Consider the following 22,617-nt stretch of genomic DNA (forward strand, 5'->3'; position numbering starts at 1 on the left):
GCAAGCCTCAGCGCCCCAGCACATGCCTTGCCAAGGCCGGGTCGTCGGTGATCAACCCGTCGACTCCCCACTCAACCAGTTGCCGCATCTCGGCCTCCCCGTTCACCGTCCATGGCACGACCTGCAGGCCCATCCCCTGCGCCTCCTTCACCATCTTCGGCGTCAGGTTGGGATAATAAGGCGACCAGATGGTGCCGCCGGCCGCCCGAATCGCCGCCGGCAGGCTGCCGCCATAGCGAACAGGGTCGAAGCCGGCCGTCCAGGGGCTGGTTCCCTCCAGGCTGACATTGCCCTCTTCAGGGGTGACGATGGTCAGATAGGCGGTGCGGATGCCGGGGGCGATGTCGCGCACCCCCTGCAATGTGCGCCAGTCAAAGCTCTGGATGGTCACGCGATCCGACAGGCCGGCCTGCTGCACGGCATCAACCAGCAGGCGGGCGAAACGATCGGGGTCGACCGTGTCGCCCGGCGGCGTCGGATCGATCTTCGTTTCGATATTGAAGCGGACCTTTTCATCCCCGCGCGCCCGGACCAGATCGAAAAGCGCGGCCAAGGTCGGGACGCGCGTTCCGTCGATGGGCTGTTGGCTGGCGAACCGCTCGGCATATGAGGTGCCGGGGCGGATGCGGCCAACATCGTAGGTTTGGGCCTGCGCCAGGGTCAGGTCGTACCAGGCAGGCTGCGCCCCTTCCACCCAGGAGCCGTCCGGACCGCGCGCCAGATCGACCGGAACATGCGGGTCATGGGCGATGATCAGATGCCCGTCCCGCGTCACGCCGAGATCGAGTTCCAGCGTGTCCACGCCCAGGTCCAGAGCCATGGCGAAGGCAGGCAGCGTATTCTCCGGCCACAACGCACGCCCGCCCCGATGGGCCTGAAGATCGAAGGCGGAAGCCCCGGAGGCAGCGACCAGGACGGCGGACAGCAGCAGCAACAGCAGGCGCATGGGCTGGCGATCTCCCTTGATGGCGGCGACCGACCTAAGGCCCGGCCATTACGCTTTCATGGCAATCGTCAGCGGCAACCCGTACCGCTCCCGCGCCATCAGACAGGCCTCGTCCCCTGCCACACAATCACGGCAGACCAACGGCCGGTCGGCATAGATGGAACAGGATGTGGTCTTGCCGACCTCCCCCTGCAAGGCGGTGCAGCGCGTTCCCGTCCACCCCATACCCGATCCGTCCGGGGCCACCATTGCCACTGGAATGCGGTCGATATCGGCGTCCTCCTCCAGCGTGAAACGTGGCCAATCGGCCGCATAGGCGCAGCAGGCGCCGCAATCCTGGCAGGTGAAGGGCGGTGGATCGTCCAGCGGGTCCATGATGGGGTCTTGGCAGGCAAAGGTATCTGGTTTTGACGGAGACGCCCGGTGGTTGGCAAGGGGGGAGTTCGTCGTTTGGCCCCACCCCTGCACGGCGTTTCCGCTGTGCCTGAGGTGCCTGTATTTGCTATGACGGCAGCGGTTTGGGAACGTGACTCTGATGGACACGCTTTCCAAAGCCCTTCCATCGCCGACGCCTGCATGCGTGGGCAAAGGCTGCGCCGCAGAAATGGCGCGGCGGCAGTCGCCGCCGTACTGACGGTGAAACATGTCCACCGCCGGTACAGGCATGGCAATCGACCCAACGGACTTGGCCCCATGCTGGAAATCTTCATCGATGCCGACGCCTGCCCCGTGAAGGAGGAGACATTTCGCGTGGCGGAACGCTATGGCATGGCCGTGCATCTGGTGGCAAACGGCCCCTTGCGCGTGCCACCCGGCGGCCTTGTGCGGCTGGTCGTCGTGTCCGACGGCTTTGATGCCGCCGACAACTGGATCGCCGACCATTGCGGGCCGGGGGACATTGCCATAACCGCCGACATCCAGCTTGCCAAACGCTGCCTGGACAAGGGTGCCAAGGTGCTGGGCTCCAACGGCCGCCCCTTCACACCGGCCAATATTGGCGGCGCCTTGGCCTCACGCGCGCTCATGCAGGATCTGCGCGACATGGGGGTGGTGCCGGGTGGCAACGCCCCGATGTCGAAGCAGGACAAAAGCCGCTTCCTTCAGGAACTCGACAAGATGGCGAACGAGGTCAAGCGCGGCCGCTGACGCGCGCCCCGCCTACAGATACCGTGCCCGCAGATGCGCCTTGAAGATGCCGGCATCCAGCGGCTTGCCCGTGGCGCGGACCATCATGTCGCGGGTCGACAGATACCGGCCCCAACGATGCACATTCTCCCCCAGCCATGCGACCAGACCGGCGAAGTCACCCCGTGCGAGCCTGTCGGGAAGATCGGGCATGGCCGTCAGCGCCGCCTGGAACAGTTGCGCCGCCATCATGGCACCCAGCGTATAGGTCGGGAAATATCCCCAGGCGCCACTGGGCCAATGGATATCCTGAAGACAGCCCATGGCCGTGTCGGGCGGGGTGATGCCCAGCAACTCCCGCATGCCCTGATTCCAGGCATCCGGTAAATCGGCCAGATCCATCGCCCCCTGGATCAGCGCCTGTTCCAGCCGCCAGCGCAGGATGACATGCGCCGGATAGGTCACCTCGTCGGCATCGACACGGATGAAGCTGCGTTCCACCCGGCGGAAGCGGCGGCGCAGGTTGTCGGCCGTCCAGGCGACGCCCTGTCCCCCGAACGCCGCCGCCAATTGCGGGGCAAGCCATTCCAGAAAGCGGGGGTGGCGCCCCACCTGCATGTCAAAGGTCAGGCTCTGGCTTTCATGCACGGCAAGGCCGCGCGCCAGTCCAACGGGTTGTGCCGCCCAGGCGGCCGGGCGGCCCATCTCGTAAAGCGCGTGCCCGGCCTCGTGCAGGCCGGATTTCAGCGCCTTGAAGAAATTGTCCGGGTCCAGCCGCGTCGTGATGCGCACATCCCCGGTGGCACCGCCGCAAAAGGCGTGGAGCGACTGGTCCACACGCCCGGCAAAGCCCAGCACACCGGCCAGCCGCTGAACAAGCTCACGCTGGGCCGTGACATCGAACAGTCCCTGGAAGGGTGCCGGCGCGGGTTCCTGATCCTGCACCGCCTCCACCTCCGCCAGAAAGCCCGGCAGGAAGGCCGCATAATCATCAAAGATAGGGCCATAATCGGCCACGCGGCTGCCGGGCTCGTAAATCTCGTGCAACGCATCATACAGGCCGCAATCCAGAACCGCCGCATTGGCCGCCGCGATCTCCCGCTGGTGGGCCAGCACCTGACGCAGATGCGGCAGCAACAACCCATAGTCGTTCCGGGCCTTTGCCGTGCGCCAGACCACCTCGCAGCGTGCGGCATCGCGGGCATTGGCCTCCACCAGGTCAGCCGGAACGGCGGTGGCCAGCCGATGCTCCCGACGCATTTCGGTCAGATTGGCCCGCTGCCAATCATCCAGCAGGTGGGCGTTCCCTGCCGCACTGTCCAGCCAGTCATCCACGCGCGGGTCCAGCAGGGCCGCGTGGATCGCCCCTTCCAGTGCGGCCACCTGATCGGCACGTGCCGCGGCCGATGCGGCCGGCATCATGGTCCGGCTGTCCCAGTTCAGGATCCCCAGCGCCCCTTGCAGACCGGCACGGCGGGCGAACTGTCTTTCAAGCGCCAGATAGGCGGCGGGAGGCGTGGTCATGCCGGGTCCTGACGTCGGAATCCAAAGGCGATATAGACGCCGACCAGCGTCAAGGCCAGCCCGTACCAGGTCAGCGCATAGGAAAGATGATCGTTCTTGAGCTGGATGATGGTGCGTCCGCCGATGGGCAGGCCCCCGGGGTTGGGTGTGTCGTCAGCCTGCAGAACCAGCGGCGCCAGCCGGTCCACGCCGGCAATGGCCGCCAGCGCCCCCATATCCAGCCAGAAGAAGTCACGCTTGTCGGGGCGGTTGTCAGGCTGCATGAAACCCTGTCCCTGGGGTACACGCGCGATGGCGGTCACGGTGACCGTCCCCACGACCTGCCCGTCGGCACGGGTAGCCGGGTCCCGCCGGTCCAGCGGGACCCAGCCCCTGTCGACCAGCACCGTCCCGGCGCCGTCCGCGCGCACCAACGGCGTCAGCACATGGACGCCCTGATGCTGCCGCCCGTCCGTACCGGTATAGAGCCGAGGGCCGATATAGGATTTATGATCATGCAGGAAGTACCCCGTGACCCGCACGCGCCGGTACTCCCAGACCATGGCACCGGGGGCATCGCCCGGCAGATCGACGGGTCCTGCGGCCAATCCGGCGTCGATATGAGCAATCAGGTCCGTCTTCCAGGCAAGCCGGTCCATCTGCCAGGTGCCAAGTCCGATCAGGATGGCAAGAGCGACCAGGGTAGCGATGGTGACCGGCACGCTGGGCCGGAACCGGCGGGCTGACATGGGATCACCCCTCATCCCCGCCGCCCGGTTCCCTGTCGAACTGGTCGCGGCGATAACGGTACTGCAAGGCGATGGTCAGGGCCTTGGCCGGCCGCATCAGGCCAACCGTGGCACCGATGATGACCGGCCCCCAGATCAGCACATGCAGCCACAGGGGCCAATCCACGCGCAGCGACACCAGGAGTGCGGCCGGCACGATGGTGAAGCCCAGCAGAAAGATCAGAAAAACCGCCGGGCCGTCCCCGCTGTCGTTGGCGGCCAGTTCCAGGCCACACACCGAACAGCGATCGACGACCCGCATGAAGCCCTCGTAAAGGGCGCCCTGGCCGCAGCGTGGGCAGCGGCACCGCAAACCCACGCCGAGCAGGGAGGATGGCGTCTCCGTCACGGAAGCGCGTGTCCCGATCAGTGCGCGACCCAACGGCCGCCAGCACCCCACCAGTAGATGGAGATGAACAGGAACAGCCAGACCACGTCAACGAAGTGCCAGTACCAAGCAGCCGCCTCGAAACCGAAATGGCTCTTGGCCGTGAAATGGCCCTTCTTGGTACGGAAGTAGCAGACGGCCAGGAAGATGGTGCCCACGAAGACGTGGAAACCATGAAAGCCCGTGGCCATGAAAAAGGCGGACGAATAGACATTCTCGCCGAACCCGAACGCGGCGTGGCTGTATTCGTACATCTGGAAACCGGAGAACACGATCCCCAGCAGCACCGTGATACCCAGCGCCTTTGCGGCCTCGTCCATCTTGCCTTCCACCATGGCATGATGGGCCCAGGTCACCGTCGTGCCGGACAGCAGCAGGATGACAGTCATCAGCAGCGGCAGGTCGAACGGGTTGAAGGGCACGATGCCGGCCGGCGGCCACACGCCGCCCGTGGCTTCCACGCGGCCATACTGGATGGCTTCGCCATAGAACAGGGAGGCGTCAAAGAAGGCCCAGAAGAAGGCCGCGAAGAACATCACCTCCGAGGCGATGAACAGCGACATGCCATAACGCAGGCCGATCTTCACGATGGGCGTATGGGCCTTTTCGACCACCGACTCCTTCACGATATCGCGCCACCAGCCGAACATGCAGGCCAGGACGGCCGTCAGGCCAGCAGCCAGCAGATACCAGCCATGGTCATGAAACTGCATGACCGCGCCCACGGCCAGCAGGCCGGCGGCAAAGGAGCTGAGAAGCGGCCAGGGGCTCGGGTTGACCAGGTGATAGGGCTGCGGAATGCCGTCCCCGGTATTGCCGCCAGCACTGTGGGCGTTGACGTCAGCCATCTCTCTTTTTCCCTCAAACCAAGGAACTTTGGGTCTTTTCAAGCGGTAGAACGGGTTCGGGCCTTACGACCCGTCCGTGGGGGCGGCGCCAGGGTGCGGTTTGCTGTCCGAACCTTGAGCATACCCTTGGTAATCCTTCCCCCCCGCTGCGTCCAGTGCGCCGGCTGCCGCACCCTCCCCCTGGGTGGGCGGCAGCGCGGCACTCTGATCCGCGGCACGGAAGAACGTATAGGACAGTGTGATCGTCTTGACGTCGGCCATGTCCGGATCGTCCGCCATGGCGGGATCGACATAGAAATAAACCGGCATCTCGATCGACTGTCCGGGCTCCAGCCGCTGCTCGGTAAAGCAGAAGCATTGCAGCTTGTTGAAATAGCGCCCCGCCTTGTCCGGCGTGACATTGTAGGTGGCTGTGCCGATGACGGGCCGGCTCTCATCATTGCGCGCCGTATAGGCGACGGTCATCGCCTCGCCCAGATGCACATCAACGGCCGTCGTCTCCGGCCGGAAGGCCCAGTTGATCGAATTGTTCACATCACCGTTGAAGCGCACGGTCACGGTGCGCTCCAGGATGTGGTCGGGCACTTCCTGCGCCACCTGCGTGGTGCCACCGAAACCAGTGACGCGGCAGAACAGATCGTACAACGGCACCGCGGCGAACGACAGACCGACCATGCCGGCCACCAGCAATGTCAAGCCGCCGGCCATGCGCCGGTTGCGGCGGGAGACATCCACCACGGGCGGGGTTGGCGCCCCTTGAACGGGATCGCTCATGGGAAGGTCCCCCCGCTCATGCGCACCATGGCAACGACGTAGACGATGACGACGAAAGCCACCAGTGCCGCCAGGACGGCCAGATTCTTGCCGCGTTGACGGCGATGGACCTCGGTATCGCCGCCATGGCGGCGACGCACGGGCTGGCTCTGCTGCGGTTCGGTCATGGCCGTTGCTCCCTGCATGTCAGGCCACCAGATGTTCGCCGATCAGGATCGCGAACAACAGGAAGAGATAGAGGATGGAAAAGGTGAACATGCGCCTGGCCGGCTTATGGTCGCGGCTACGCAACACCTGGATCGCCAACCCCACGAAGGCCAGGCCCAGGATCATCGATCCGATAAGATAGATCAGGCCACCGATCCCCAGGAAATAGGGCACCACCGCCAGGGGCAGCAGGATCAGCGTATAGATCAGCATCTGCTTCTTGGTTTCCGCCTCCCCGGCGACGACGGGCAGCATCGGCACGCCCGCGTGCTGGTAGTCCAGCCGGCGGAAAATGGCCAGCGCCCAAAAATGCGGCGGGGTCCAGAAGAAGATCAATGCGAACAGCACGATCGAGGCGAGCGACACGTCACCCGTCACCGCGGCCCAGCCGATCATCGGGGGAAAGGCCCCGGCGGCACCGCCGATGACGATGTTCTGCGGCGTCCGGCGCTTCAGCCACATCGTATAGATGAAGATATAGAAAGCCGATGCCAGGGCCAGCAGCCCTGCGGCAACCCAGTTGAGCGCCAGCCCCATCAGGGCCACGGAGGCGATGGTCAGGATGATGCCGAAGGCCAGTGCCTCCGACGCGGGCACACGCCCCTGCGGAATGGGACGGTTGGCCGTGCGATCCATCAGCGCATCGATATCACGGTCGTACCACATGTTGATGGCGCCGGCCGCACCGGACGCCAAAGCAATGCAAAGCACCGCGACCAAGGTCAGCACGGGATGCAGCGAACCCGGGGCCACGACCATGCCGGCGAAACCGGAGAAGACCACCAGCGACATGACGCGCGGTTTCAGCAGCGCCACATAGTCGCTTACGGTGCCGGCCGTTGCCGGGCTGTCCATGATCTGCGTGTCGATCACACCGTCGGTCATAATCCTGGTCTCTTCAAACACCTTAAGGGAACTGAACTCTGATTCTTGGCAAAACCGCGCGGGGGTCGCCCCTCGCGCGGTCCGGGCCATGACTTGGGTCGGGTCCCCCGGAGGGAACCCGGTCCGGACCTTACTTGATGCGCGGCAGGGTCTCGAACTGGTGGAACGGCGGCGGGGACGACAGCGTCCATTCCAGCGTCGTGCCACCCGTCTGCCAGTAATCACCTTCGACGCGGCGGCCGAAGAGGATCGTGTAGATGGCCATCACGCAGAAGAAGATGGTCGACGCAAAGGCGATGTAGGCGCCGTAGGACGAGACCATGTTCCAGAAGTGATAGGCATCCGGATAGTCGGGCATGCGCCGCGCCATGCCGGCCAGCCCCAGGAAGTGCTGCGGGAAGAACAGCAGGTTGACGCCGATGAAGGTCGTCCAGAAATGCAGGTGTCCCGCCCAGGCCGGGTGCTGACGGCCCGAAATCTTGCCGATCCAGTAATAGTAGCCGGCGAAGATGGCGAACACGGCGCCCAGCGACAGCACATAGTGGAAGTGCGCCACCACGTAATAGGTGTCGTGCATCGCGATATCCATGCCGCCATTGGCCAGCACGACACCCGTCACACCGCCGACGGTGAACAGGAACACGAAGCCGATTGCCCAGACCATGGGCACCTTGAATTCGATCGACCCGCCCCACATCGTGGCGATCCATGAGAAGATCTTCACGCCCGTCGGCACCGCGATGATCATCGTGGCAGCCGTGAAATAGGCGCGGGTATCAACCGACAGGCCGACCGTGAACATGTGGTGGGCCCACACGATGAAGCCGACCACGCCGATGGCGACCATGGCATAGGCCATGCCCAGGTAACCGAAAACCGGCTTCTTGGAGAAGGTGGAGATGATGTGGGAGACGATGCCGAAGGCCGGCAGGATCATGATGTACACTTCGGGGTGTCCGAAGAACCAGAACAGGTGCTGGAACAGGATCGGATCACCGCCACCGGCCGGATTGAAGAAATCCGTGCCGAAATTGCGGTCGGTCAGCAGCATGGTGATGGCGCCGCCCAGCACGGGCACCGACAGCAGCAGCAGGAAGGCCGTGACAAGCATCGCCCACACGAACAGCGGCATCTTGTGCAGCGTCATGCCCGGGGCGCGCATGTTGAAGATGGTGGTGATGAAGTTCACGGCACCCAGGATCGACGACGCACCCGCCAGATGAAGGGCGAAGATCGCCATATCGACCGATGGTCCGCTATGGCCATATTCATGGCTCGACAGCGGCGGATAGACAGTCCAGCCCGTACCGGCGCCGGGCCCCACGAAGGCGGAGCCCAGCAGCAGCAGGAAGGCCGGAACGATCAGCCAGAAGCTGATATTGTTCAGGCGCGGGAATGCCATGTCCGGCGCACCGACCATCAGCGGCACGAACCAGTTGCCGAAGCCGCCGATCAGGGCCGGCATCACGACGAAGAACACCATGATCAGGCCGTGGGCCGTGATGAACACGTTCCACTGCTGGCCGGCATCGGCCGAAAACGCCGTCATGTACTGGATGCCCGGATCCTGCAGCTCAAGGCGCATGATCACGGAGAACAGGCCACCGATCAGGCCCGCCAGCACCGCAAAGTACATATAGAGCGTGCCGATATCCTTGTGGTTCGTCGAGAAAAACCATCGGGCGACGAAGCCCGGCTTGTGATCGTGATGATCGTGGGCGTGCGCCCCGGTGACAGCACCCATGGTATCTACCTCTCTTCCGAAGCGTTACTGAGCGGCCGCTTCGGCGACCTGACGCGGCGCAGAGCCATTATTGTTGAGGGCCTGCTGCTGGCCCAGCCACTGCTGGAAGCGCTCCTTCGACACGGCTTCCACGGCAATCGGCATATAGCCATGGCCGGTGCCGCAGATCTCGGAGCACTGTCCGTAATAGACACCCTCGCGGGTGACATTGAACCAGGTCTCGTTGAGGCGACCCGGCACGGCATCCTTCTTCACACCCAACGCCGGAATGGCGAAGGAATGGATCACGTCGGCACCGGTGACCAGGACGCGGACATCGACACCCACGGGCACGATCACGCGCTGATCAACCTCCAGCAGACGAAGCTGGCCGGGCTGGATCTCATCCTCGGGGATCATCCGCAACTCGAAGAACAAGCCCTCATGATCCGGATACTCGAAGCTCCAGTACCACTGGTGCCCGGTGATCTTCACCGTCAGCTCCGGATTCGGCGCCTTGTCCATGTAATAGAGGACGCGGAAGGACGGAACGGCGATGAACAGCAGGATCAGGACAGGGATACCGGTCCAGGCCACTTCCAGCCAGGTGTGATGCGTCGTGGTCGACGGCACCGGGTTGGCACGCTTGTTGAAGCGAATCATCACGTACAGCAGCAGCAGCGTGACGAACACGGCGATGGCGACGATGGTCCACAGCAGGAGGTTGTGGAAATCGTGCAGCCGCTCCATCACGGGCGACGCCGCCTCCTGCAAGCCCAACTGCTTGGGCACAGGCGCCCCGATGGCCCGGGCCGCCTCCTGCGCCAAGGCCGTGCCCCCGGCCATCGCGCTGACAAACAGGGCCGTCACAGCGGCGCCGATCTTGCTTACAGACATCCCTTACACTCTCGTCGTTGCCGGGGTTGATCCCCCGCTTCCAGCCAGCCGGACCGCCCGCCCATCCCCCTCACCACCCGCCAATGGCGGTGGGCAGGAACGTCGCGGTGTGGCGCAGACCCGGAACGGAACAAACCGTTTCGGCGGGACACTACACGCGCGCAGGGCTCACGAACAACATATGCGCCACCACAACGGGGCGCACATATCGTCGCAGACCATACAGGCAGCACCCACATACGGCAAGGATGTCCGGTATCCGCAGCCCCAGGGCGGCCCCGGGCAATGCGTCGCAGGCCCCCCTTGCTTGATCCAGCGCATGGCGACGGGCTGCGGGCTTGCCGCCGGGGCCCGGCATCGCCATTCTCATCATCGAGAACCCATCCCAATTCTGGAAAGCCCGGTCCCCCATGTCGCTGCTGTCCCAAACCGACGATATCTTCTTCAGTCAGGCCGGCCTGGACCGTGCCCGCACCACGGTCCTGGTGGAGGGTGCGTTGCATGGCGCCGACGATGGCGAACTGTTCATGGAGTATGCACAGAGTGAGAGCTTCGCCTGGGATGATGGCCGGCTGAAGAGCGCTTCCTTCGACACCAGCCAGGGATTCGGCCTGCGCGCCGTGGCTGACGAGGCCACGGGCTATGCCCATTCCTCCGTCCTGACGGAAGATGCGATCCGTCGTGCCGGTGATACGGTGCGGGCCGTCCATGCCGGGCATGGCGGCATCATGGCGGAGGCCCCCATCGGCACGAACCGCCTGCTTTACGCCAGCAGCAACCCGCTGGACCTTGTGCCGTTCGGGGCGAAGGTGAGCCTGCTGGAGAAGATCGACGCCTATGCCCGTTCCAGGGACAGCCGGGTGCGGCAGGTTTCCGCCTCCCTGACGGGCGAATGGCAGGCGGTGCAGATCATCCGCGCCGACGGCACACGGGTGGCCGATGTCCGGCCACTGGTCCGGCTGAACGTGTCCGTCGTCGTGGGCGAGGGTGACCGCATGGAAACCGGCAGCCATGGCGCCGGGGGCCGCCGCACCTACGAGCAGTTTCTGGAGCCGTCCGTCTGGCAGGCCCATGTTGACGAGGCCTTGCGCGGCGCGCTGATCAATCTCGCGTCCATCGACGCGCCGGCCGGCGAGATGCCCGTGGTCCTGGGGTCGGGCTGGTGCGGCATCCTTCTGCATGAGGCCATCGGACATGGGCTTGAGGGCGACTTCAACCGCAAGCAGACCTCGGCCTTTTCCGGCCTGCTGGGCCAGCGCGTCGCCGCGCCGGGCGTGACCGTGGTCGATGATGGCAGCATCGATGGCCGCCGGGGATCGATCACCATCGACGATGAAGGCACGCCCAGCCAATGCACCGTGCTGATCGAGGATGGCATCCTGAAGGGATATATGCAGGATCGCCTGAACGCCCGGCTGATGGGTGTCCGCCCCACGGGCAACGGCCGGCGACAGGGCTATGCCCATATGCCCATGCCACGCATGACCAACACCGTCATGCGGGGGGAGACAAGGACCCGGCAGAAATCATCGCTTCCGTGAAACGGGGCATCTATGCCGCCAATTTCTCGGGCGGCCAGGTGGATATCGTGTCCGGAAAGTTCGTCTTCTCCGCCAGCGAAGCGTATCTGATCGAGGATGGCAAGCTGGGCGCCGCCGTAAAGGGGGCAACGCTGATCGGCAATGGCCCTGACTCGCTGACGAAGGTCACCATGATCGGCAATGACAGCGCCATGGATTCCGGTATCGGTGTTTGCGGCAAGGCCGGCCAGGGTGTGCCCGTCGGCGTCGGCCAGCCGACCCTGCGCATCGACGGATTGACCGTCGGCGGCACGAAGGCAGCGTAAGGGGAAGATGGAAGCGGGATGGCTGATCCGGAGAGCCGTCCCGCCGATGAGCGGACCAGAGCAGACAGGCTTTAAGACAAAAAGGCCCGCCGAGTGATCGGCGGGCCTTTTTGCAAAGCAGGAAAGGACGGTCAAAGCTCAGTGCAGCTTGGCCGGCAGTTCCTTGATGGCGCTTTCCACCAACAGATTGCCACGGACCTCGTCGATATTCTCGACCAGCAGCTTTTCTGTCGCATGGACCGCGATATCGACAGCCAGATCACGGACCTGCTGCACCGCCTGGGCTTCAGCCTGGGCGATCTTGTCCATGGCTTGCTGTTCACGGCGCTTCAGGGCGGCTTCCAGGTCGGTGGCGGCCTGGGTGCTGATGCGGGCGGCCTCCTCACGGGCCTGGGCCACGATGGCTTCCGCCTCCTTCAGGGCGTCACGCTGCTTGCGCTGGAACTGGGCCAGGGCAGCCTGCGCATCCTCGCGCAGCTTCTGTGCCTGTTCCAGTTCGGCGGCGATCCGGCGGCCGCGCTCGTCCAACCCGGACAGGATGGAACGGCCGGCCAGCTTTGCCACGCCCAGGATGAAGATCAGGAAGGCGACGGCGTACCAGAAGTTGCTGTCCTGCAACATCACACGCGCTCCTTCAATACGGCATCAACGGCGGCCGCGGCGATGTCCGCGGAAACCTGGGCGCCGGACAGCTTGGTGGTCGCCTCCAGCGCGGCATCAGCGGCAACAGTGCGCAGATTGCCCAGGGCGGCCTGCTTGGCGACCCGGATACGCTCCTCCGCGTCGCGGGTGCGTTCGGCAAGGCTGGTCGCCAATTCCCCGCTGCGGCGGGCGGCATCGGCGTCGGCAGCGGCAACGGCGGCGGCCACACCCTTCTGGGCATTGGCGCGGGCTTCGGCCAGGGCCTTCTCATAGGCCTGCATAACGCCCTCGGCTTCCGCCTTGAGTGCCGCAGCCTTTTCAAGATCGTTCGAAATCTTTTCCTGGCGGGCTTCCAGCACCTCGGCGACGCGCGGCAGCGCCACCTTCGACATCAGCCACAGCAACAGACCGAACGTCACCACCAGCCAGAAGACCTGGGAGGCGAAGCTGGCCGGATTCAACTGCGGCAGGCCCTTGGCATGCTCACCCTCGGCGGCCAGGACGGGTCCCGCCAGGACGATGGCCGTGGTCAGCGCCATGGCGGCACCGGCGCACAGGCGCGTAAAGCGTTGGACAGGCATAGAAGCACCCATTCACTGCTGACCTGCCGGCACCACACAAAGGGCCCGGCGGTCACGCCCAAATCCCAACAGCGCCATCACGGGCGGAACACCGTCCCGATAGAGCGACCGCCGCTGTCGGATCATGACGAACCGGCAGCGGCGGCAATTCCGGCGCTGAAGCCCCGGCCCGGTAAAGGGCCGGTGAGAAACCGTCCGCCGATCAGGCGAACAGGATCAGGAAGGCGATAACCAGCGCGAACAGACCGGTCGCTTCCGTCAGCGCGAAACCGATGAAGACGAAGGTCTTGTAGGAGTTCAGAGCGGCCGGGTTACGGGCGGCGGCCTGATACAGGCCGGAGAACAGATTGCCCAGACCGATGCCGACGCCCAGCAGAGCGAGCATGGCCAGACCAGCACCGATGAACTTTGCGGCTTCAGCTTCCATTTTGAAGTTCCTCTAGGTTGGAAGTGTCTCTTGGATAAGACGGGTTGGACAGCCGGAGGATGCTTAGTGCATCTCCAGCGCGTCACGCAGATACACGCAGCTCAGCAGCGCGAAGATGTAGGCCTGAATGCCGGCGACCAGGAACTCCAGGGCGAACAGAGCGACATTCAGGAGAACCGGCAGCATGCCGACCGCAGCCAGACCACCACCAGCCGCAACCATGGACACCGTGAAGCCCGCGAAGACCTTCATCATGGTGTGGCCGGCCAGCATGTTGGCGAACAGTCGGATGGACAGGCTGATGGGGCGCACGAAATAGGAGATCAGTTCGATGGGAACGATCAGCGGCGCCAGCCACAGCGGCGTGCCATGCGGCAGGAAGAAGTGGAAGAAGTGCAGCCCATGCTTGGCAAAGGCGATGATGGTCACGATCACGAACACGAACAGCGCCATCACGAAGGTCACGATGATGTGGCTGGTGAAGGTGAAAGACCAGGGGATCAACCCCAGCACATTGCCGAACAGCACGAAGATGAACAGGGTGAAGATCAGCGGAAAATACTTGCGCGCCTGCGGCCCCGCATTGTCGCGCACCATTTCCGCCACGAACTCGTACAGAAGCTCGGCCACGGATTGCAGGCGGCCCGGTACCAGGGCGCGACCCCGCATGCCATAGACCAGCAGGAAGGTCGCACCGATCACGGCGAGCACCATCCACAGGGCGGAATTGGTGAAGGACAGATCAAGATTGCCAACCGGCAGGCTGACCAGGCGCTTGATCTCGAATTGCTCCAACGGACCAGCCACGATGCCCTCACTCCCCACCGTCCCGGCTATCCCGGGACTTGTCGAACCCAGCGGCATATCCCTGACGGTTGGCCAGGCGATACACATTCATAAATCCGGCGATCGCACCCAGAAGGACCATGATGATCATCCCCCAGGGCTTGGTATCCAGCCAGCGATCGATGCCATAACCGAGCGCGAGCCCGAAGACGACACCGGCCACCAGTTCGACCCCTATGCGCAGACCGGCGGCCAGATCACTGCTCGACCGGTCGCCCCCCCCCTGCCCCGCAATGGGGTCGGGCGGCGGTTCCAGGCCAGCGGCGCGGCGCGCCTCGCGCAGGCGGGTTTCGAGTTCATCCAGCGAGGGGGGCGGGTGATCATTGCTCACGACGCGGGCTCCCTTCCGCCAGATTGGTGAATACCGTGCGAAAGCGGGCGCACCATACGGTCAGGCCCCACCCCTGTCAAGGGTGGAGCACCCCGACCTAAGTATCTGATAAATATTGATTTACACGCCGCGCATAGGACCGATGCCGCAGCGCGGCATGCCGGATGCACCGTATTTGGCCATTTTGTCGCCGAAAATGCAGGTAGCGGCCGCACCCGCGTTACAGAGCCCAGGCAGATTTTCCGAACGCCGCCCGCACATGGATGGGCTCGACGAATAGGCAAACCTATGAGCTAAGCAGGGTCCCCCAGGCCGGAGCGGATGTGGCCCGGCCTGGCGAAACCTGCTTAGCCCTGACGGGAGCGCTTGTGGGCGTGGATCGCCTCCACCATCTGCTCCGCCGTCGTACCCTTGGCCAGCACGGTCACGAAGCCGCCGTCCGGCGCCATCAGATAAACGAAGGTCGAATGATCCATCAGATAGGCGTCGGGATATTCGGCCCCCTGGGAGCGGGCGTAGTAAACACGATAGGCCTTGGCCACGTCGGCGATCTGCGCGTCACTGCCTGTCAGGCCGATGATGGACGGGTGGAACAGCCTGACATATTCGGCCAGCACCGCCTGCGTGTCGCGCGCGGGATCAATGGTGATGAACAGCGGCTGGACCTCCGATGCCTCCGCCCCCAGCAGGTCCATGGCCTGCGCCACGGTTTGCAACTCGGTCGGGCAGATGTCGGGACAATAGGTATAGCCGAAAAAGATGAGCCGGTATTTGCCGTCGAAATCCGTATCCTTGACCGTGCGCCCGTCATGGCTGGTCAGGGTGAAGGCGCCGCCGATGCTGGCGGGCGCCACGGCCAGACCCGTGCCTGCGGCCTGACGCTGGTCATGGCGGATGGTCATCCAGGCGATAACGGCCGCCATGACCAGGCCGACCATCACCGCCAGCCCCATGCGCGCCAAACGATCCCGCTTCATCGCGTTTCCCCTGCTTGCTTGCCGCCGAACTGCTACAGTTCTCCCTTAGACCATGGAACGGCAACAGCATAGGGGCGGATGATGCGGCAAGGGCGGATTTTGGGGCCATTGCTGGCGCTGGCAGCATCCTGCGGTGCCGCCTTTCCGGCCCTGGCCGACGGGCCCGATTGCCGCGATGCCGATTTCCGGTGGAGCCGGACGGAACCCGCCATCAACATGCGCCATGTGCTGTGTGGCGAGATCAAGGGCAATGGTGACGTCGTCGGCCTGCATGCCCGTGCCATCGCCGGCACGGCCCCGGTGAAGGCCATCCGGCCGGAAGGCGGGGCGCCGGACGGCACCTATGGCGCGCGGGTGGAGTTCAGCAACGGCAAGACCAAATTCTCTACCTTCTACCCGGACCATTGCACGGCGGCGGATATCGAAAAGTCCATCCTGCATGCCGTGCGCAACAGTTTCGGCGCGGCGCGCCCCTGGGGCCGGCTGGGTTGCGCCGCGCCTGACGGGACGACGCCCGGCTATTGCCGCGGCCCCCAGGGGCAGCGCCTGGTCATCCGGTTCGGGGAACTGAAGGACGGACGTATCAACACCGCCTTTCCGCTGACAGGGGAAACCTGCCCATGACACATGACCCGGCCGAATGGCTGGCCGACTGGCTGCTGACCGACATGGGCGGCGACACGGCCGGCATCACCACATTCCTGGAGGGATTGCAGGGCGGCGCGCGGCCGCAGCGCCGGCTGGGCAACCTTTACGCCGCCAGCATCACCGATGGGGGCCTGTTGCTGGAAAACCTGATGGAGGAGGATTGGCCGCCGGTCCTGGTGCCGGCGGCGCTGGCCCTGCCCGCGCTGACGGATGCGGCCGGCGGGGGTTGAGCAGCAAGGGGGGTAAGCGGCGGGGACCATGGACCCCCGCCGTCCTCCCGCGCCGGTCAGCGGTTGTCGAGTTGCGGGCGCACGGCCGCCAGGCCGCAACGGGTGATACGATAGGGACCACCGCCGGCCGACGCGATGAGCCGTCTGGCCTTCAGCCGCCGGAAGACCGCCGGACCGCAATCCAGCAGCAGCCAGCCTTCCCGGGTGAGACATTCCACCGCCTGGATGTCACGATGGTTGTCCGGATTGCGAATCAGGGTGATACGGCCGCCCTGGGCCAGCGCGTGCAGCGTCCGCTGCTTCGCCTTGGAAAGATTCATGATGAGATGTCGCCGTCTGTTCAGCATGCCGAGGCAGACGCGCGCGCTGCCATCACATGGCAGGAGCGGCGCTGCGCGGAACAAAGCTGACCGGGTGCCGGTCAGCGGCGGGCGACAATCTCCAACATGAGCACCTCATTAAATCCGACATGGAAATATATCCCATATCGGATTTAATGGTCAAGCACCCAGCAGGCCCAGCGGCAGGATCGGCAGGGGCTCTCCCGGCTCCACACCCTGCCTTTCCTCCTCCAGCACGGCCAGCGCATCGGCCGCCGACAGACGGCCCAACATGGCGGCGCCGTCCCGCGGGTCCATCCGGGCGACACCATCGGCATCCAGCATCACGCGGAGATATTCCCGTCGGCCCGGCTTGCGTCGGTAATGAAACCCGGCCTGTGCCGTCAGCATCGGCGGGTCAGCCGGTGCCGCCCCCGCCAGCCGCAGCACCAGCGGACGCACCAGGGCGAGGAAGGCCACCAGCATGGCGACGGGATTTCCCGGCAGGCCCGCGAAGACGGCCGGGCCGACACGCCCCAGCGCCAGGGGTTTTCCGGGCTTCAGTGCCAGTTTCCAAAAGGTCAGCGAGCCCGACTGCGCCAGCACTGCCCGTACATGGTCCGCGCCCCCCACCGACACCCCGCCGGATGTGATGATCAGGTCATGATCCTGCGCTGCACCCAGGATGGATACCCGGATCGTTTCGGCTTCATCGGTCAGGATGCCCAGGTCCGTCACGGCACAGCCCAGCCGAGCCAGCAGACCGCGCAGCATCGCGCGGTTGGCATCATAGATGCCCCCGGCCGCCAGGGGGCGTCCGGGCTCCGTCACCTCATCCCCCGTCGAGAACAGGGCCACGCGCAACGGCCGGCGCACGCAAAGCCGGTCCAACCCGAGACCGGCCGCCAGCCCCAGATCCCGCGGACCCAACCGGCGGCCGGCTGCCAGGACCCGATCGCCGCCCCTCACATCCTCTCCCGCCCGCCGCAGGTTGGCGCCCGCCGGCAAGCCGGAGGGCAGGACGACCCGTTCCCCCTGCGCGACCGCATCTTCCTGCATCACCACAAGGTCCAGGCCCGGCGGCACGAACGCGCCGGTGAAGATGCGCAATGCCGTGCCCAGCGGAGGTACCAGCATGGTCGGCCCGCCGGCCAGCGCCGGCCCCGCCACCGTCAACGCACGCCCCAGATCAGCCAGCCGCACCGCATAGCCGTCCACGGCACTATTATCGAAGGGGGGAAGATCGCGCGGGCTCAGGATGTCATCGGCCAGTACCCGGTCCAATGCATCGGCCAGCAGCACTTGTTGCGAACCCGAAACGATATCGAACCGGTCGGCAATCAGCGCCAGCGCCTCCGGCACCGTCAGCATTTTTGGTTCGGAAACGAAACAATCATCGCCTGCCGTCATGCCCCCACCCCTGTGACCCGCAGGATCAGGTCGACCAGCGGTTCCACATCATTCAGGTCCAGCACGGGCAGCGGACAATCCGGCAGGGGGGCATCGCTGGCCACGGCCACGATGCGGGGATCATCGGGATAAAGCAGGGGCTTGCCGTTGGCCGGCCGGTGGATTTCCAGTTTCGGATGGGCGTCGCGCTTGAAGCCTTCCACCAGAATCAGGTCGACCGGCGACAGCTTGGCCAGCAGTTCAGCCAGCGCAGGCTCGGGCGCGCCCCGGTTTTCGTGCATCAACGCCCAGCGGTTGGCAGAGGCAACCAGAACCTCCGCCGCACCGGCCATGCGATGGACATAGCTGTCCTTGCCCGGCTGGTCGATGTCGAAGGCGTGATGGGCATGCTTGACGGTGGCAACCGTCAGACCACGCGCGCCGATCGCGGGGATCAGCCGGGCCATCAGCACCGTCTTGCCGCTGCCGCTCCATCCGGCCAGACCGAAAACATTGCGGGCAAGCGTCATGATCCCCATCCATGGCTGTCACCGGCCGGCAGCCTAGGCCGCACAGGCGGGCGGACGCAAGCAGGCTCAGGACAGGGCCGCGGCCAGACCGGCCGCCGCCAGCACAAGCGCCGCCCAGCCCAGGCGCCGCCAGCGGCGTCCCTCCCGCTCCCGCGCGGCAGCCAGCACAAGCACCGATTCGGGATGCAGCCGCAATCCCCCGCCTTCGGCCAGCATGTTGGCCGTGCGTTCCAGGTCGCGCACCAGGGCCGGCACGCGGGCCGCAATGCCGGCCATATTGTTGATCAGGTCGGCGCCACGCGCCTCCAGCCCGCGATTCTCGATCATCCAGCGGGTGATCAGCGGCCGGGCCAGTTCCCACATGTTCACCCGCGGGTTCAGCACGCGACCCATGCCCTCCGCCGTCAGCATGCTTTTCTGCAAAAGCAGCAATTGCGGCTGCGTCTCCATCTGGAACTTCTCAGTCACCGCGAAAAGCTGGGCCAGCAGCCGGCCGACGGAGATATCCGACAGGGGCCGGCCATGCAGCGGCTCGCCGATGGACCGGCAGGCCTGCTTGAAAAGCTCCTGATCCTGGCTGGCCGGAACAAAACCGGCATCGAAATGAACCTTGGCCACCAGGTCGTAATCGCGGTTCAGGAAACCGATCAGCATATCGGCCAGATAAAGCCGGGTCTGCCGATCGATGCGGCCCATGATGCCGAAATCCACGGCCACCAGGCGGCCCGCCGCCGTCACGAACATGTTGCCGGGGTGCATGTCGGCATGGAAGAAGCCGTCGCGGAACACCTGGTTGAAGAAGGCGTCAGCCGCATGGGCCAGCAACTGGTCGGGGCTGAGACCCGCGGCCAGGATATCGTCCAGCCTGTCGATGGAAAAGCCGATGACGCGCTCCTGCGTCATCACCCGCTTGGCCGTTCGGTCCCAATCGATGGCGGGCACGCCGAACGTCTGGTCGTCCGCGAAATTCTCCGCCAGTTCAGAGGCGGCCGCCGCCTCCATGCGCAGGTCCATTTCCAGCGCGACGGTGCGGGCGAACGTCTCGACCACGGCCAGCGGCTTCAGCCGCCGCAGCCTGGGCTGAAGCCGCAGCGCCCAATCCGCCAGCCACATCAGCAGGTCGATATCGCGCTGGAAGGCCTGCTCGATACCGGGGCGCAGCACCTTCACGGCCACGGCGCAGCCATCCGGCGTCTCTGCGAAATGTACCTGGGCGATGCTGGCCGCAGCCACGGCCGTATCATCGAACCGGGCATAGAGCAGGTCGATCGGCCGCTCCAGCTCGGCCTCGATGATGGCGCGGGCATCGGCACCGGGAAAGGCCGGCAGCCGGTCGCGCAGATTGGCAAGGTCCTTTGCCACCTCCTCGCCCACCAGATCGGCGCGGATCGACAGGACCTGCCCCAGCTTGATGAAGCTGGGACCCAGCGCCTGCAAGGCCGCCGCCAGGCGTTCCCCGGGCCGTCCCGGCGCCTTGTCGCGGTTCATGGCCCGCAGAAGCAGGGCCAGCAGAGGGGTGCTGTCGCGGAAAAGCTCCACCGGCAGGGCGCCGTGACGCCCGAGGGTACGGCCGATACTGACCAGTCGCAGCAGGTTGCGGAAGGCGCGCAGCATGATCCGGGCGCCTTAGACGCGCCAGCCGGAATGGATGCAGGCGATGCCCCCCGACAGGTTGCGCGCCCGCGCGCCGGTAAAGCCCGCCGCCTCTATCCGGCGACACAGCGCCTGCTGCTCGGGGAAGCGGCGGATGCTTTCCACCAGATACTGGTAGCTGTCGCGGTCCCCGGCCACCAGTTGGCCCAGACGCGGCAGCAGGTTGAAGGAATAGCCGTCATAGATGTCGCGCAGCACCGGGATGACGACATGGCTGAATTCCAGGCAGAAGAACCGGCCGCCGGGCTTCAGGACACGCCGCGCCTCGGCCAGCGCCTTGTCGATGCGCGTCACGTTGCGCAGGCCGAAGGCGATGGTATAGGCGTCCATGGACCGCGCGGGAAACGGCAGGTCCTCGGCATTGCCGACGGTCCAGTCGATGCCGGACAGCAACCCGCCATCGACACCACGATCACGGCCGACCCGGACCATGGCCTCCGTCAGGTCGCAGACGGTCACGTTGGCACCCGGCGCCCGCTTCTTCAAGCGGAAGGCAATGTCACCCGTACCCCCCGCCACATCCAGCAATGCCTCCCCGTCGCGCGGGCGGACCAGATCGACGAAGGCGTCCTTCCAGACGCGATGGATGCCCATCGACATCAGGTCGTTCATCAGGTCGTACTTGCCGGCCACGCTGCCGAACACGCCCTGAACCAGCGGCGCCTTTTCAGTGGGGTCGATTTCCCGGAAGCCGAAGAAACGCCCTTCCTCCCCTGCGGGTGGACGGGGCGGCGGGGTGATGGCGGGGCGGGGCGGGGCGGCGTCGGTCATGGCCGGAAGATAGGGCGGACGGACACGGTTGGGAAGCGGGTGCGTTGCCTTGTCCCAACATGCAAGGGGTGCGATCCCCGGGGGACAGGGGGCCGGCGCCGAGAAAACGCCCCGGACCCGCACGAACGCGGAGCCGGGGCGTCATTCATTGCAACGGGCCGAACGTCTCTGTCCGGAGCGTCAGAGGCAGCGTCAGTTGCCCTGGCGGGTGGTGGACAGGGTGCTGCCCGGCGGCGGCAGCACTTCCGGATTCTGCTCATCCTTCCAGAACATCAGCTTGTCCAGGAAGGAGGGGCTGCCGACCACCACGCCCGGATTCTCCCGGTCGACGATGGCGCGGATGTCGGGATTGGCCTGGTCGGCACCGGCCTGGGACAGCAGGGCGCCTTCGCCCGGCGTCTGCTGCGGGCTGACGCGCGGGTCGATCAGGGCGTTGCTGCTGCTGGCCCCGAACACCGAGGATTGCGAGCGCGTGTCGCGCGCCATTTCCTGCGGGCGCGGGCTGCCGGGCTGCGGGGGGCGCAGGCTGAAATCCGGCGGCACTTCCAGCGGGGCGCGGGCCACCACCATGAATTCATCCGGCGCATCGTGACGGCCGAACAGGCCACAGCCCGCCAGCAGGCCGCCCATGGCGAGAACGGTGATGGCCGGCACGGCCTTGCGCACTTGCTTCAACACACCCATGGTCCGATCCGTACCCTTCTAACGAGGAGCGAAGATTACCGCCGCTCCGCCTCGGAGAACAACCCGTCGATCAGCAACAGGCCCACGCCGACGACGATACAGCAATCCGCCACGTTGAATGCCGGCCAGTGCCAGCCCGCGACGTGAAAGTCAAGGAAATCGGCGACGGCGCCGTAACGAAGCCTGTCGATGACATTGCCGATGGCCCCACCCACCACCATGCCCGTCGCCACGGCCGCCAGCAACCGGTCATTGGCACGCCCCCACCAGAGCAGAGCCCCGCTGATCAGGATGGCCAATACGCTCAACACATAAGGCATCAGGTCGTGCTGGCTGTAGAACATGCTGAAGCTGACGCCGAAATTCCAGGCCGTGACGAGGTTGAAGAAGCCCGTGACCTCGATAGCCGGCGATACCACGACACATCCCGGCCCGGCCGGCCCCGACAGGCAGGGCAACAGCACGGTCATCACCCATTCCTTCGTCACCTGGTCCAGGACCAGCGCCACGACGGCCACCAGCGCCATCACCAGCCGCATCCGCTTCACCAGCGCCGCCGGCATCGCCCCCTCGCCCGACATCATCATCCAAACCATGCTTCTTCGTGGAGCCTTGTCTTGCGCCTTATACTGCAATCACGGCGGAAAGGCGGCAAATG

At 65.3% G+C, this 22,617-nt stretch carries 27 protein-coding genes and 1 pseudogene; 4 read left to right on the forward strand and 24 right to left on the reverse strand.

Translation table 11 applies throughout. From position 1 onward, the window contains the following. Positions 1–7: 7 nt before the first annotated feature. Both ABC728_RS24625 and ABC728_RS24630 read right to left on the reverse strand, forming a co-directional pair. Positions 8–946: a glycerophosphodiester phosphodiesterase gene (locus ABC728_RS24625; RefSeq protein ID WP_416620074.1), complete on the reverse strand. Its 939-nt coding sequence runs from the start codon at positions 944–946 to the stop codon at positions 8–10. A gap of 48 nt (positions 947–994) precedes the next feature. Beyond that, positions 995–1,321 (reverse strand): YkgJ family cysteine cluster protein, encoded by a 327-nt coding sequence (locus tag ABC728_RS24630; RefSeq protein WP_416620073.1) that lies wholly within the window; start codon positions 1,319–1,321, stop codon positions 995–997. 321 nt (positions 1,322–1,642) lie between these two features. On the opposite strand from ABC728_RS24630, the gene ABC728_RS24635 reads away from it, so the two are divergent. Next, positions 1,643–2,092 carry a YaiI/YqxD family protein gene (locus ABC728_RS24635; RefSeq protein WP_416620164.1) on the forward strand — a complete coding sequence of 150 codons (450 nt, stop codon included), beginning with the start codon at positions 1,643–1,645 and terminating at the stop codon, positions 2,090–2,092. A 12-nt stretch (positions 2,093–2,104) separates the two neighbouring features. On the opposite strand, the gene ABC728_RS24640 is transcribed toward ABC728_RS24635, so the two are convergent. The 9 genes from ABC728_RS24640 to coxB all read right to left on the reverse strand — a co-directional run bounded on the left by ABC728_RS24640 (position 2,105) and on the right by coxB (position 10,084). Beyond that, positions 2,105–3,595, reverse strand: a complete 1,491-nt coding sequence (locus ABC728_RS24640) for a carboxypeptidase M32 (RefSeq protein WP_416620072.1) — start codon at positions 3,593–3,595, stop codon at positions 2,105–2,107. Further along, positions 3,592–4,323, reverse strand: coding sequence for an SURF1 family protein (locus ABC728_RS24645; protein WP_445376532.1), 732 nt, complete (start codon positions 4,321–4,323; stop codon positions 3,592–3,594). Before ABC728_RS24645 ends, ABC728_RS24640 begins: the two co-directional genes overlap by 4 nt. Before the next feature lie 4 nt (positions 4,324–4,327). After that, positions 4,328–4,711 (reverse strand): DUF983 domain-containing protein, encoded by a 384-nt coding sequence (locus ABC728_RS24650; protein ID WP_416620070.1) that lies wholly within the window; start codon positions 4,709–4,711, stop codon positions 4,328–4,330. Between the two features lie 17 nt (positions 4,712–4,728). Continuing rightward, positions 4,729–5,598 carry a cytochrome c oxidase subunit 3 gene (locus tag ABC728_RS24655; protein ID WP_416620069.1) on the reverse strand — a complete coding sequence of 290 codons (870 nt, stop codon included), beginning with the start codon at positions 5,596–5,598 and terminating at the stop codon, positions 4,729–4,731. A 63-nt stretch (positions 5,599–5,661) separates the two neighbouring features. After that, the gene (locus ABC728_RS24660; RefSeq protein WP_416620068.1) at positions 5,662–6,372 is read right to left on the reverse strand and encodes a cytochrome c oxidase assembly protein; all 711 of its coding nucleotides are present in this window, start codon (positions 6,370–6,372) and stop codon (positions 5,662–5,664) included. Beyond that, complete coding sequence (locus ABC728_RS24665) at positions 6,369–6,539, reverse strand: hypothetical protein (RefSeq protein WP_416620067.1); 171 nt, start codon at positions 6,537–6,539, stop codon at positions 6,369–6,371. Before ABC728_RS24665 ends, ABC728_RS24660 begins: the two co-directional genes overlap by 4 nt. A 19-nt stretch (positions 6,540–6,558) precedes the next feature. Continuing rightward, positions 6,559–7,464 (reverse strand): heme o synthase, encoded by a 906-nt coding sequence (cyoE, locus tag ABC728_RS24670; RefSeq protein WP_416620066.1) that lies wholly within the window; start codon positions 7,462–7,464, stop codon positions 6,559–6,561. A gap of 130 nt (positions 7,465–7,594) precedes the next feature. Next, positions 7,595–9,208: a cytochrome c oxidase subunit I gene (gene ctaD / locus ABC728_RS24675; RefSeq protein ID WP_416620065.1), complete on the reverse strand. Its 1,614-nt coding sequence runs from the start codon at positions 9,206–9,208 to the stop codon at positions 7,595–7,597. A 24-nt stretch (positions 9,209–9,232) separates the two neighbouring features. Continuing rightward, on the reverse strand, positions 9,233–10,084 hold the full coding sequence (coxB, locus tag ABC728_RS24680; protein ID WP_445376533.1) for a cytochrome c oxidase subunit II: 852 nt from the start codon (positions 10,082–10,084) through the stop codon (positions 9,233–9,235). A 410-nt stretch (positions 10,085–10,494) separates the two neighbouring features. Here coxB and tldD point away from each other — a divergent pair. Next, positions 10,495–11,930: pseudogene (gene tldD / locus ABC728_RS24685) on the forward strand (metalloprotease TldD). A 138-nt stretch (positions 11,931–12,068) separates the two neighbouring features. Here the strand turns inward: tldD and ABC728_RS24690 are convergent. The 6 genes from ABC728_RS24690 to ABC728_RS24715 form a co-directional block, all read right to left on the reverse strand. Next, complete coding sequence (locus ABC728_RS24690) at positions 12,069–12,551, reverse strand: F0F1 ATP synthase subunit B family protein (RefSeq protein WP_416620062.1); 483 nt, start codon at positions 12,549–12,551, stop codon at positions 12,069–12,071. Further along, on the reverse strand, positions 12,551–13,153 hold the full coding sequence (locus tag ABC728_RS24695; RefSeq protein ID WP_416620061.1) for a F0F1 ATP synthase subunit B family protein: 603 nt from the start codon (positions 13,151–13,153) through the stop codon (positions 12,551–12,553). The genes ABC728_RS24690 and ABC728_RS24695 overlap by 1 nt, the downstream gene beginning before the upstream one ends. Positions 13,154–13,355: 202 nt before the next feature. Further along, positions 13,356–13,580 carry a F0F1 ATP synthase subunit C gene (locus ABC728_RS24700; protein WP_416620060.1) on the reverse strand — a complete coding sequence of 75 codons (225 nt, stop codon included), beginning with the start codon at positions 13,578–13,580 and terminating at the stop codon, positions 13,356–13,358. A gap of 63 nt (positions 13,581–13,643) precedes the next feature. After that, positions 13,644–14,387, reverse strand: coding sequence for a F0F1 ATP synthase subunit A (locus ABC728_RS24705; protein ID WP_416620059.1), 744 nt, complete (start codon positions 14,385–14,387; stop codon positions 13,644–13,646). 7 nt (positions 14,388–14,394) lie between these two features. Next, on the reverse strand, positions 14,395–14,757 hold the full coding sequence (locus ABC728_RS24710) for an AtpZ/AtpI family protein (protein WP_416620058.1): 363 nt from the start codon (positions 14,755–14,757) through the stop codon (positions 14,395–14,397). 347 nt (positions 14,758–15,104) lie between these two features. After that, a complete protein-coding gene (locus tag ABC728_RS24715) occupies positions 15,105–15,734 on the reverse strand; it encodes an SCO family protein (protein WP_416620057.1) in 630 nt (209 codons plus the stop codon). Between the two features lie 78 nt (positions 15,735–15,812). Between ABC728_RS24715 and ABC728_RS24720 the strand changes: the two genes are divergently transcribed. Both ABC728_RS24720 and ABC728_RS24725 read left to right on the forward strand, forming a co-directional pair. Then, positions 15,813–16,358 carry an EndoU domain-containing protein gene (locus tag ABC728_RS24720; RefSeq protein ID WP_445376534.1) on the forward strand — a complete coding sequence of 182 codons (546 nt, stop codon included), beginning with the start codon at positions 15,813–15,815 and terminating at the stop codon, positions 16,356–16,358. After that, entirely contained in the window at positions 16,355–16,612 is a 258-nt protein-coding gene (locus ABC728_RS24725) for a hypothetical protein (RefSeq protein WP_416620055.1), read from the forward strand. Before ABC728_RS24720 ends, ABC728_RS24725 begins: the two co-directional genes overlap by 4 nt. 56 nt (positions 16,613–16,668) lie before the next feature. On the opposite strand, the gene ABC728_RS24730 is transcribed toward ABC728_RS24725, so the two are convergent. From ABC728_RS24730 to lspA, 7 genes are all read right to left on the reverse strand, one after another. Then, on the reverse strand, positions 16,669–16,932 hold the full coding sequence (locus ABC728_RS24730; RefSeq protein WP_416620054.1) for a YjhX family toxin: 264 nt from the start codon (positions 16,930–16,932) through the stop codon (positions 16,669–16,671). A gap of 180 nt (positions 16,933–17,112) precedes the next feature. Continuing rightward, positions 17,113–18,342, reverse strand: coding sequence for a molybdopterin molybdotransferase MoeA (locus ABC728_RS24735; protein WP_416620053.1), 1,230 nt, complete (start codon positions 18,340–18,342; stop codon positions 17,113–17,115). Continuing rightward, the gene (mobB, locus tag ABC728_RS24740; protein ID WP_416620052.1) at positions 18,339–18,851 is read right to left on the reverse strand and encodes a molybdopterin-guanine dinucleotide biosynthesis protein B; all 513 of its coding nucleotides are present in this window, start codon (positions 18,849–18,851) and stop codon (positions 18,339–18,341) included. Before mobB ends, ABC728_RS24735 begins: the two co-directional genes overlap by 4 nt. Before the next feature lie 66 nt (positions 18,852–18,917). Continuing rightward, the gene (gene ubiB, locus ABC728_RS24745) at positions 18,918–20,465 is read right to left on the reverse strand and encodes a 2-polyprenylphenol 6-hydroxylase (protein ID WP_416620051.1); all 1,548 of its coding nucleotides are present in this window, start codon (positions 20,463–20,465) and stop codon (positions 18,918–18,920) included. 12 nt (positions 20,466–20,477) lie between these two features. Then, complete coding sequence (locus tag ABC728_RS24750; RefSeq protein ID WP_416620050.1) at positions 20,478–21,275, reverse strand: class I SAM-dependent methyltransferase; 798 nt, start codon at positions 21,273–21,275, stop codon at positions 20,478–20,480. Between the two features lie 192 nt (positions 21,276–21,467). Continuing rightward, positions 21,468–21,959: a DUF3035 domain-containing protein gene (locus tag ABC728_RS24755; RefSeq protein ID WP_416620049.1), complete on the reverse strand. Its 492-nt coding sequence runs from the start codon at positions 21,957–21,959 to the stop codon at positions 21,468–21,470. Between the two features lie 35 nt (positions 21,960–21,994). Further along, positions 21,995–22,546, reverse strand: coding sequence for a signal peptidase II (gene lspA, locus ABC728_RS24760; RefSeq protein ID WP_445376535.1), 552 nt, complete (start codon positions 22,544–22,546; stop codon positions 21,995–21,997). Positions 22,547–22,617: the final 71 nt, after the last annotated feature.

The organism is Niveispirillum fermenti, assembly GCF_052474395.1.

Excerpts from the sequence above, each read along its gene's own strand:
- mobB (WP_416620052.1), bottom strand. The coding sequence starts at position 18,851 with ATGACGCTTGCCCGCAATGTTTTCGGTCTGGCCGGATGGAGCGGCAGC.
- ABC728_RS24700 (WP_416620060.1), bottom strand. The coding sequence starts at position 13,580 with ATGGAAGCTGAAGCCGCAAAGTTCATCGGTGCTGGTCTGGCCATGCTC.
- ABC728_RS24755 (WP_416620049.1), bottom strand. The coding sequence starts at position 21,959 with ATGGGTGTGTTGAAGCAAGTGCGCAAGGCCGTGCCGGCCATCACCGTT.
- ABC728_RS24750 (WP_416620050.1), bottom strand. The coding sequence starts at position 21,275 with ATGACCGACGCCGCCCCGCCCCGCCCCGCCATCACCCCGCCGCCCCGT.
- ABC728_RS24730 (WP_416620054.1), bottom strand. The coding sequence starts at position 16,932 with ATGAATCTTTCCAAGGCGAAGCAGCGGACGCTGCACGCGCTGGCCCAG.
- ABC728_RS24720 (WP_445376534.1), top strand. The coding sequence starts at position 15,813 with ATGATGCGGCAAGGGCGGATTTTGGGGCCATTGCTGGCGCTGGCAGCA.
- ABC728_RS24715 (WP_416620057.1), bottom strand. The coding sequence starts at position 15,734 with ATGAAGCGGGATCGTTTGGCGCGCATGGGGCTGGCGGTGATGGTCGGC.
- ABC728_RS24625 (WP_416620074.1), bottom strand. The coding sequence starts at position 946 with ATGCGCCTGCTGTTGCTGCTGCTGTCCGCCGTCCTGGTCGCTGCCTCC.
- ABC728_RS24645 (WP_445376532.1), bottom strand. The coding sequence starts at position 4,323 with ATGTCAGCCCGCCGGTTCCGGCCCAGCGTGCCGGTCACCATCGCTACC.
- ABC728_RS24735 (WP_416620053.1), bottom strand. The coding sequence starts at position 18,342 with ATGACGGCAGGCGATGATTGTTTCGTTTCCGAACCAAAAATGCTGACG.
- ABC728_RS24695 (WP_416620061.1), bottom strand. The coding sequence starts at position 13,153 with ATGCCTGTCCAACGCTTTACGCGCCTGTGCGCCGGTGCCGCCATGGCG.
- ABC728_RS24640 (WP_416620072.1), bottom strand. The coding sequence starts at position 3,595 with ATGACCACGCCTCCCGCCGCCTATCTGGCGCTTGAAAGACAGTTCGCC.
- lspA (WP_445376535.1), bottom strand. The coding sequence starts at position 22,546 with ATGATGATGTCGGGCGAGGGGGCGATGCCGGCGGCGCTGGTGAAGCGG.
- ctaD (WP_416620065.1), bottom strand. The coding sequence starts at position 9,208 with ATGGGTGCTGTCACCGGGGCGCACGCCCACGATCATCACGATCACAAG.
- ABC728_RS24690 (WP_416620062.1), bottom strand. The coding sequence starts at position 12,551 with ATGTTGCAGGACAGCAACTTCTGGTACGCCGTCGCCTTCCTGATCTTC.
- ABC728_RS24655 (WP_416620069.1), bottom strand. The coding sequence starts at position 5,598 with ATGGCTGACGTCAACGCCCACAGTGCTGGCGGCAATACCGGGGACGGC.
- ABC728_RS24665 (WP_416620067.1), bottom strand. The coding sequence starts at position 6,539 with ATGACCGAACCGCAGCAGAGCCAGCCCGTGCGTCGCCGCCATGGCGGC.
- ABC728_RS24725 (WP_416620055.1), top strand. The coding sequence starts at position 16,355 with ATGACACATGACCCGGCCGAATGGCTGGCCGACTGGCTGCTGACCGAC.
- ABC728_RS24660 (WP_416620068.1), bottom strand. The coding sequence starts at position 6,372 with ATGAGCGATCCCGTTCAAGGGGCGCCAACCCCGCCCGTGGTGGATGTC.
- ubiB (WP_416620051.1), bottom strand. The coding sequence starts at position 20,465 with ATGCTGCGCGCCTTCCGCAACCTGCTGCGACTGGTCAGTATCGGCCGT.
- ABC728_RS24630 (WP_416620073.1), bottom strand. The coding sequence starts at position 1,321 with ATGGACCCGCTGGACGATCCACCGCCCTTCACCTGCCAGGATTGCGGC.
- coxB (WP_445376533.1), bottom strand. The coding sequence starts at position 10,084 with ATGTCTGTAAGCAAGATCGGCGCCGCTGTGACGGCCCTGTTTGTCAGC.
- cyoE (WP_416620066.1), bottom strand. The coding sequence starts at position 7,464 with ATGACCGACGGTGTGATCGACACGCAGATCATGGACAGCCCGGCAACG.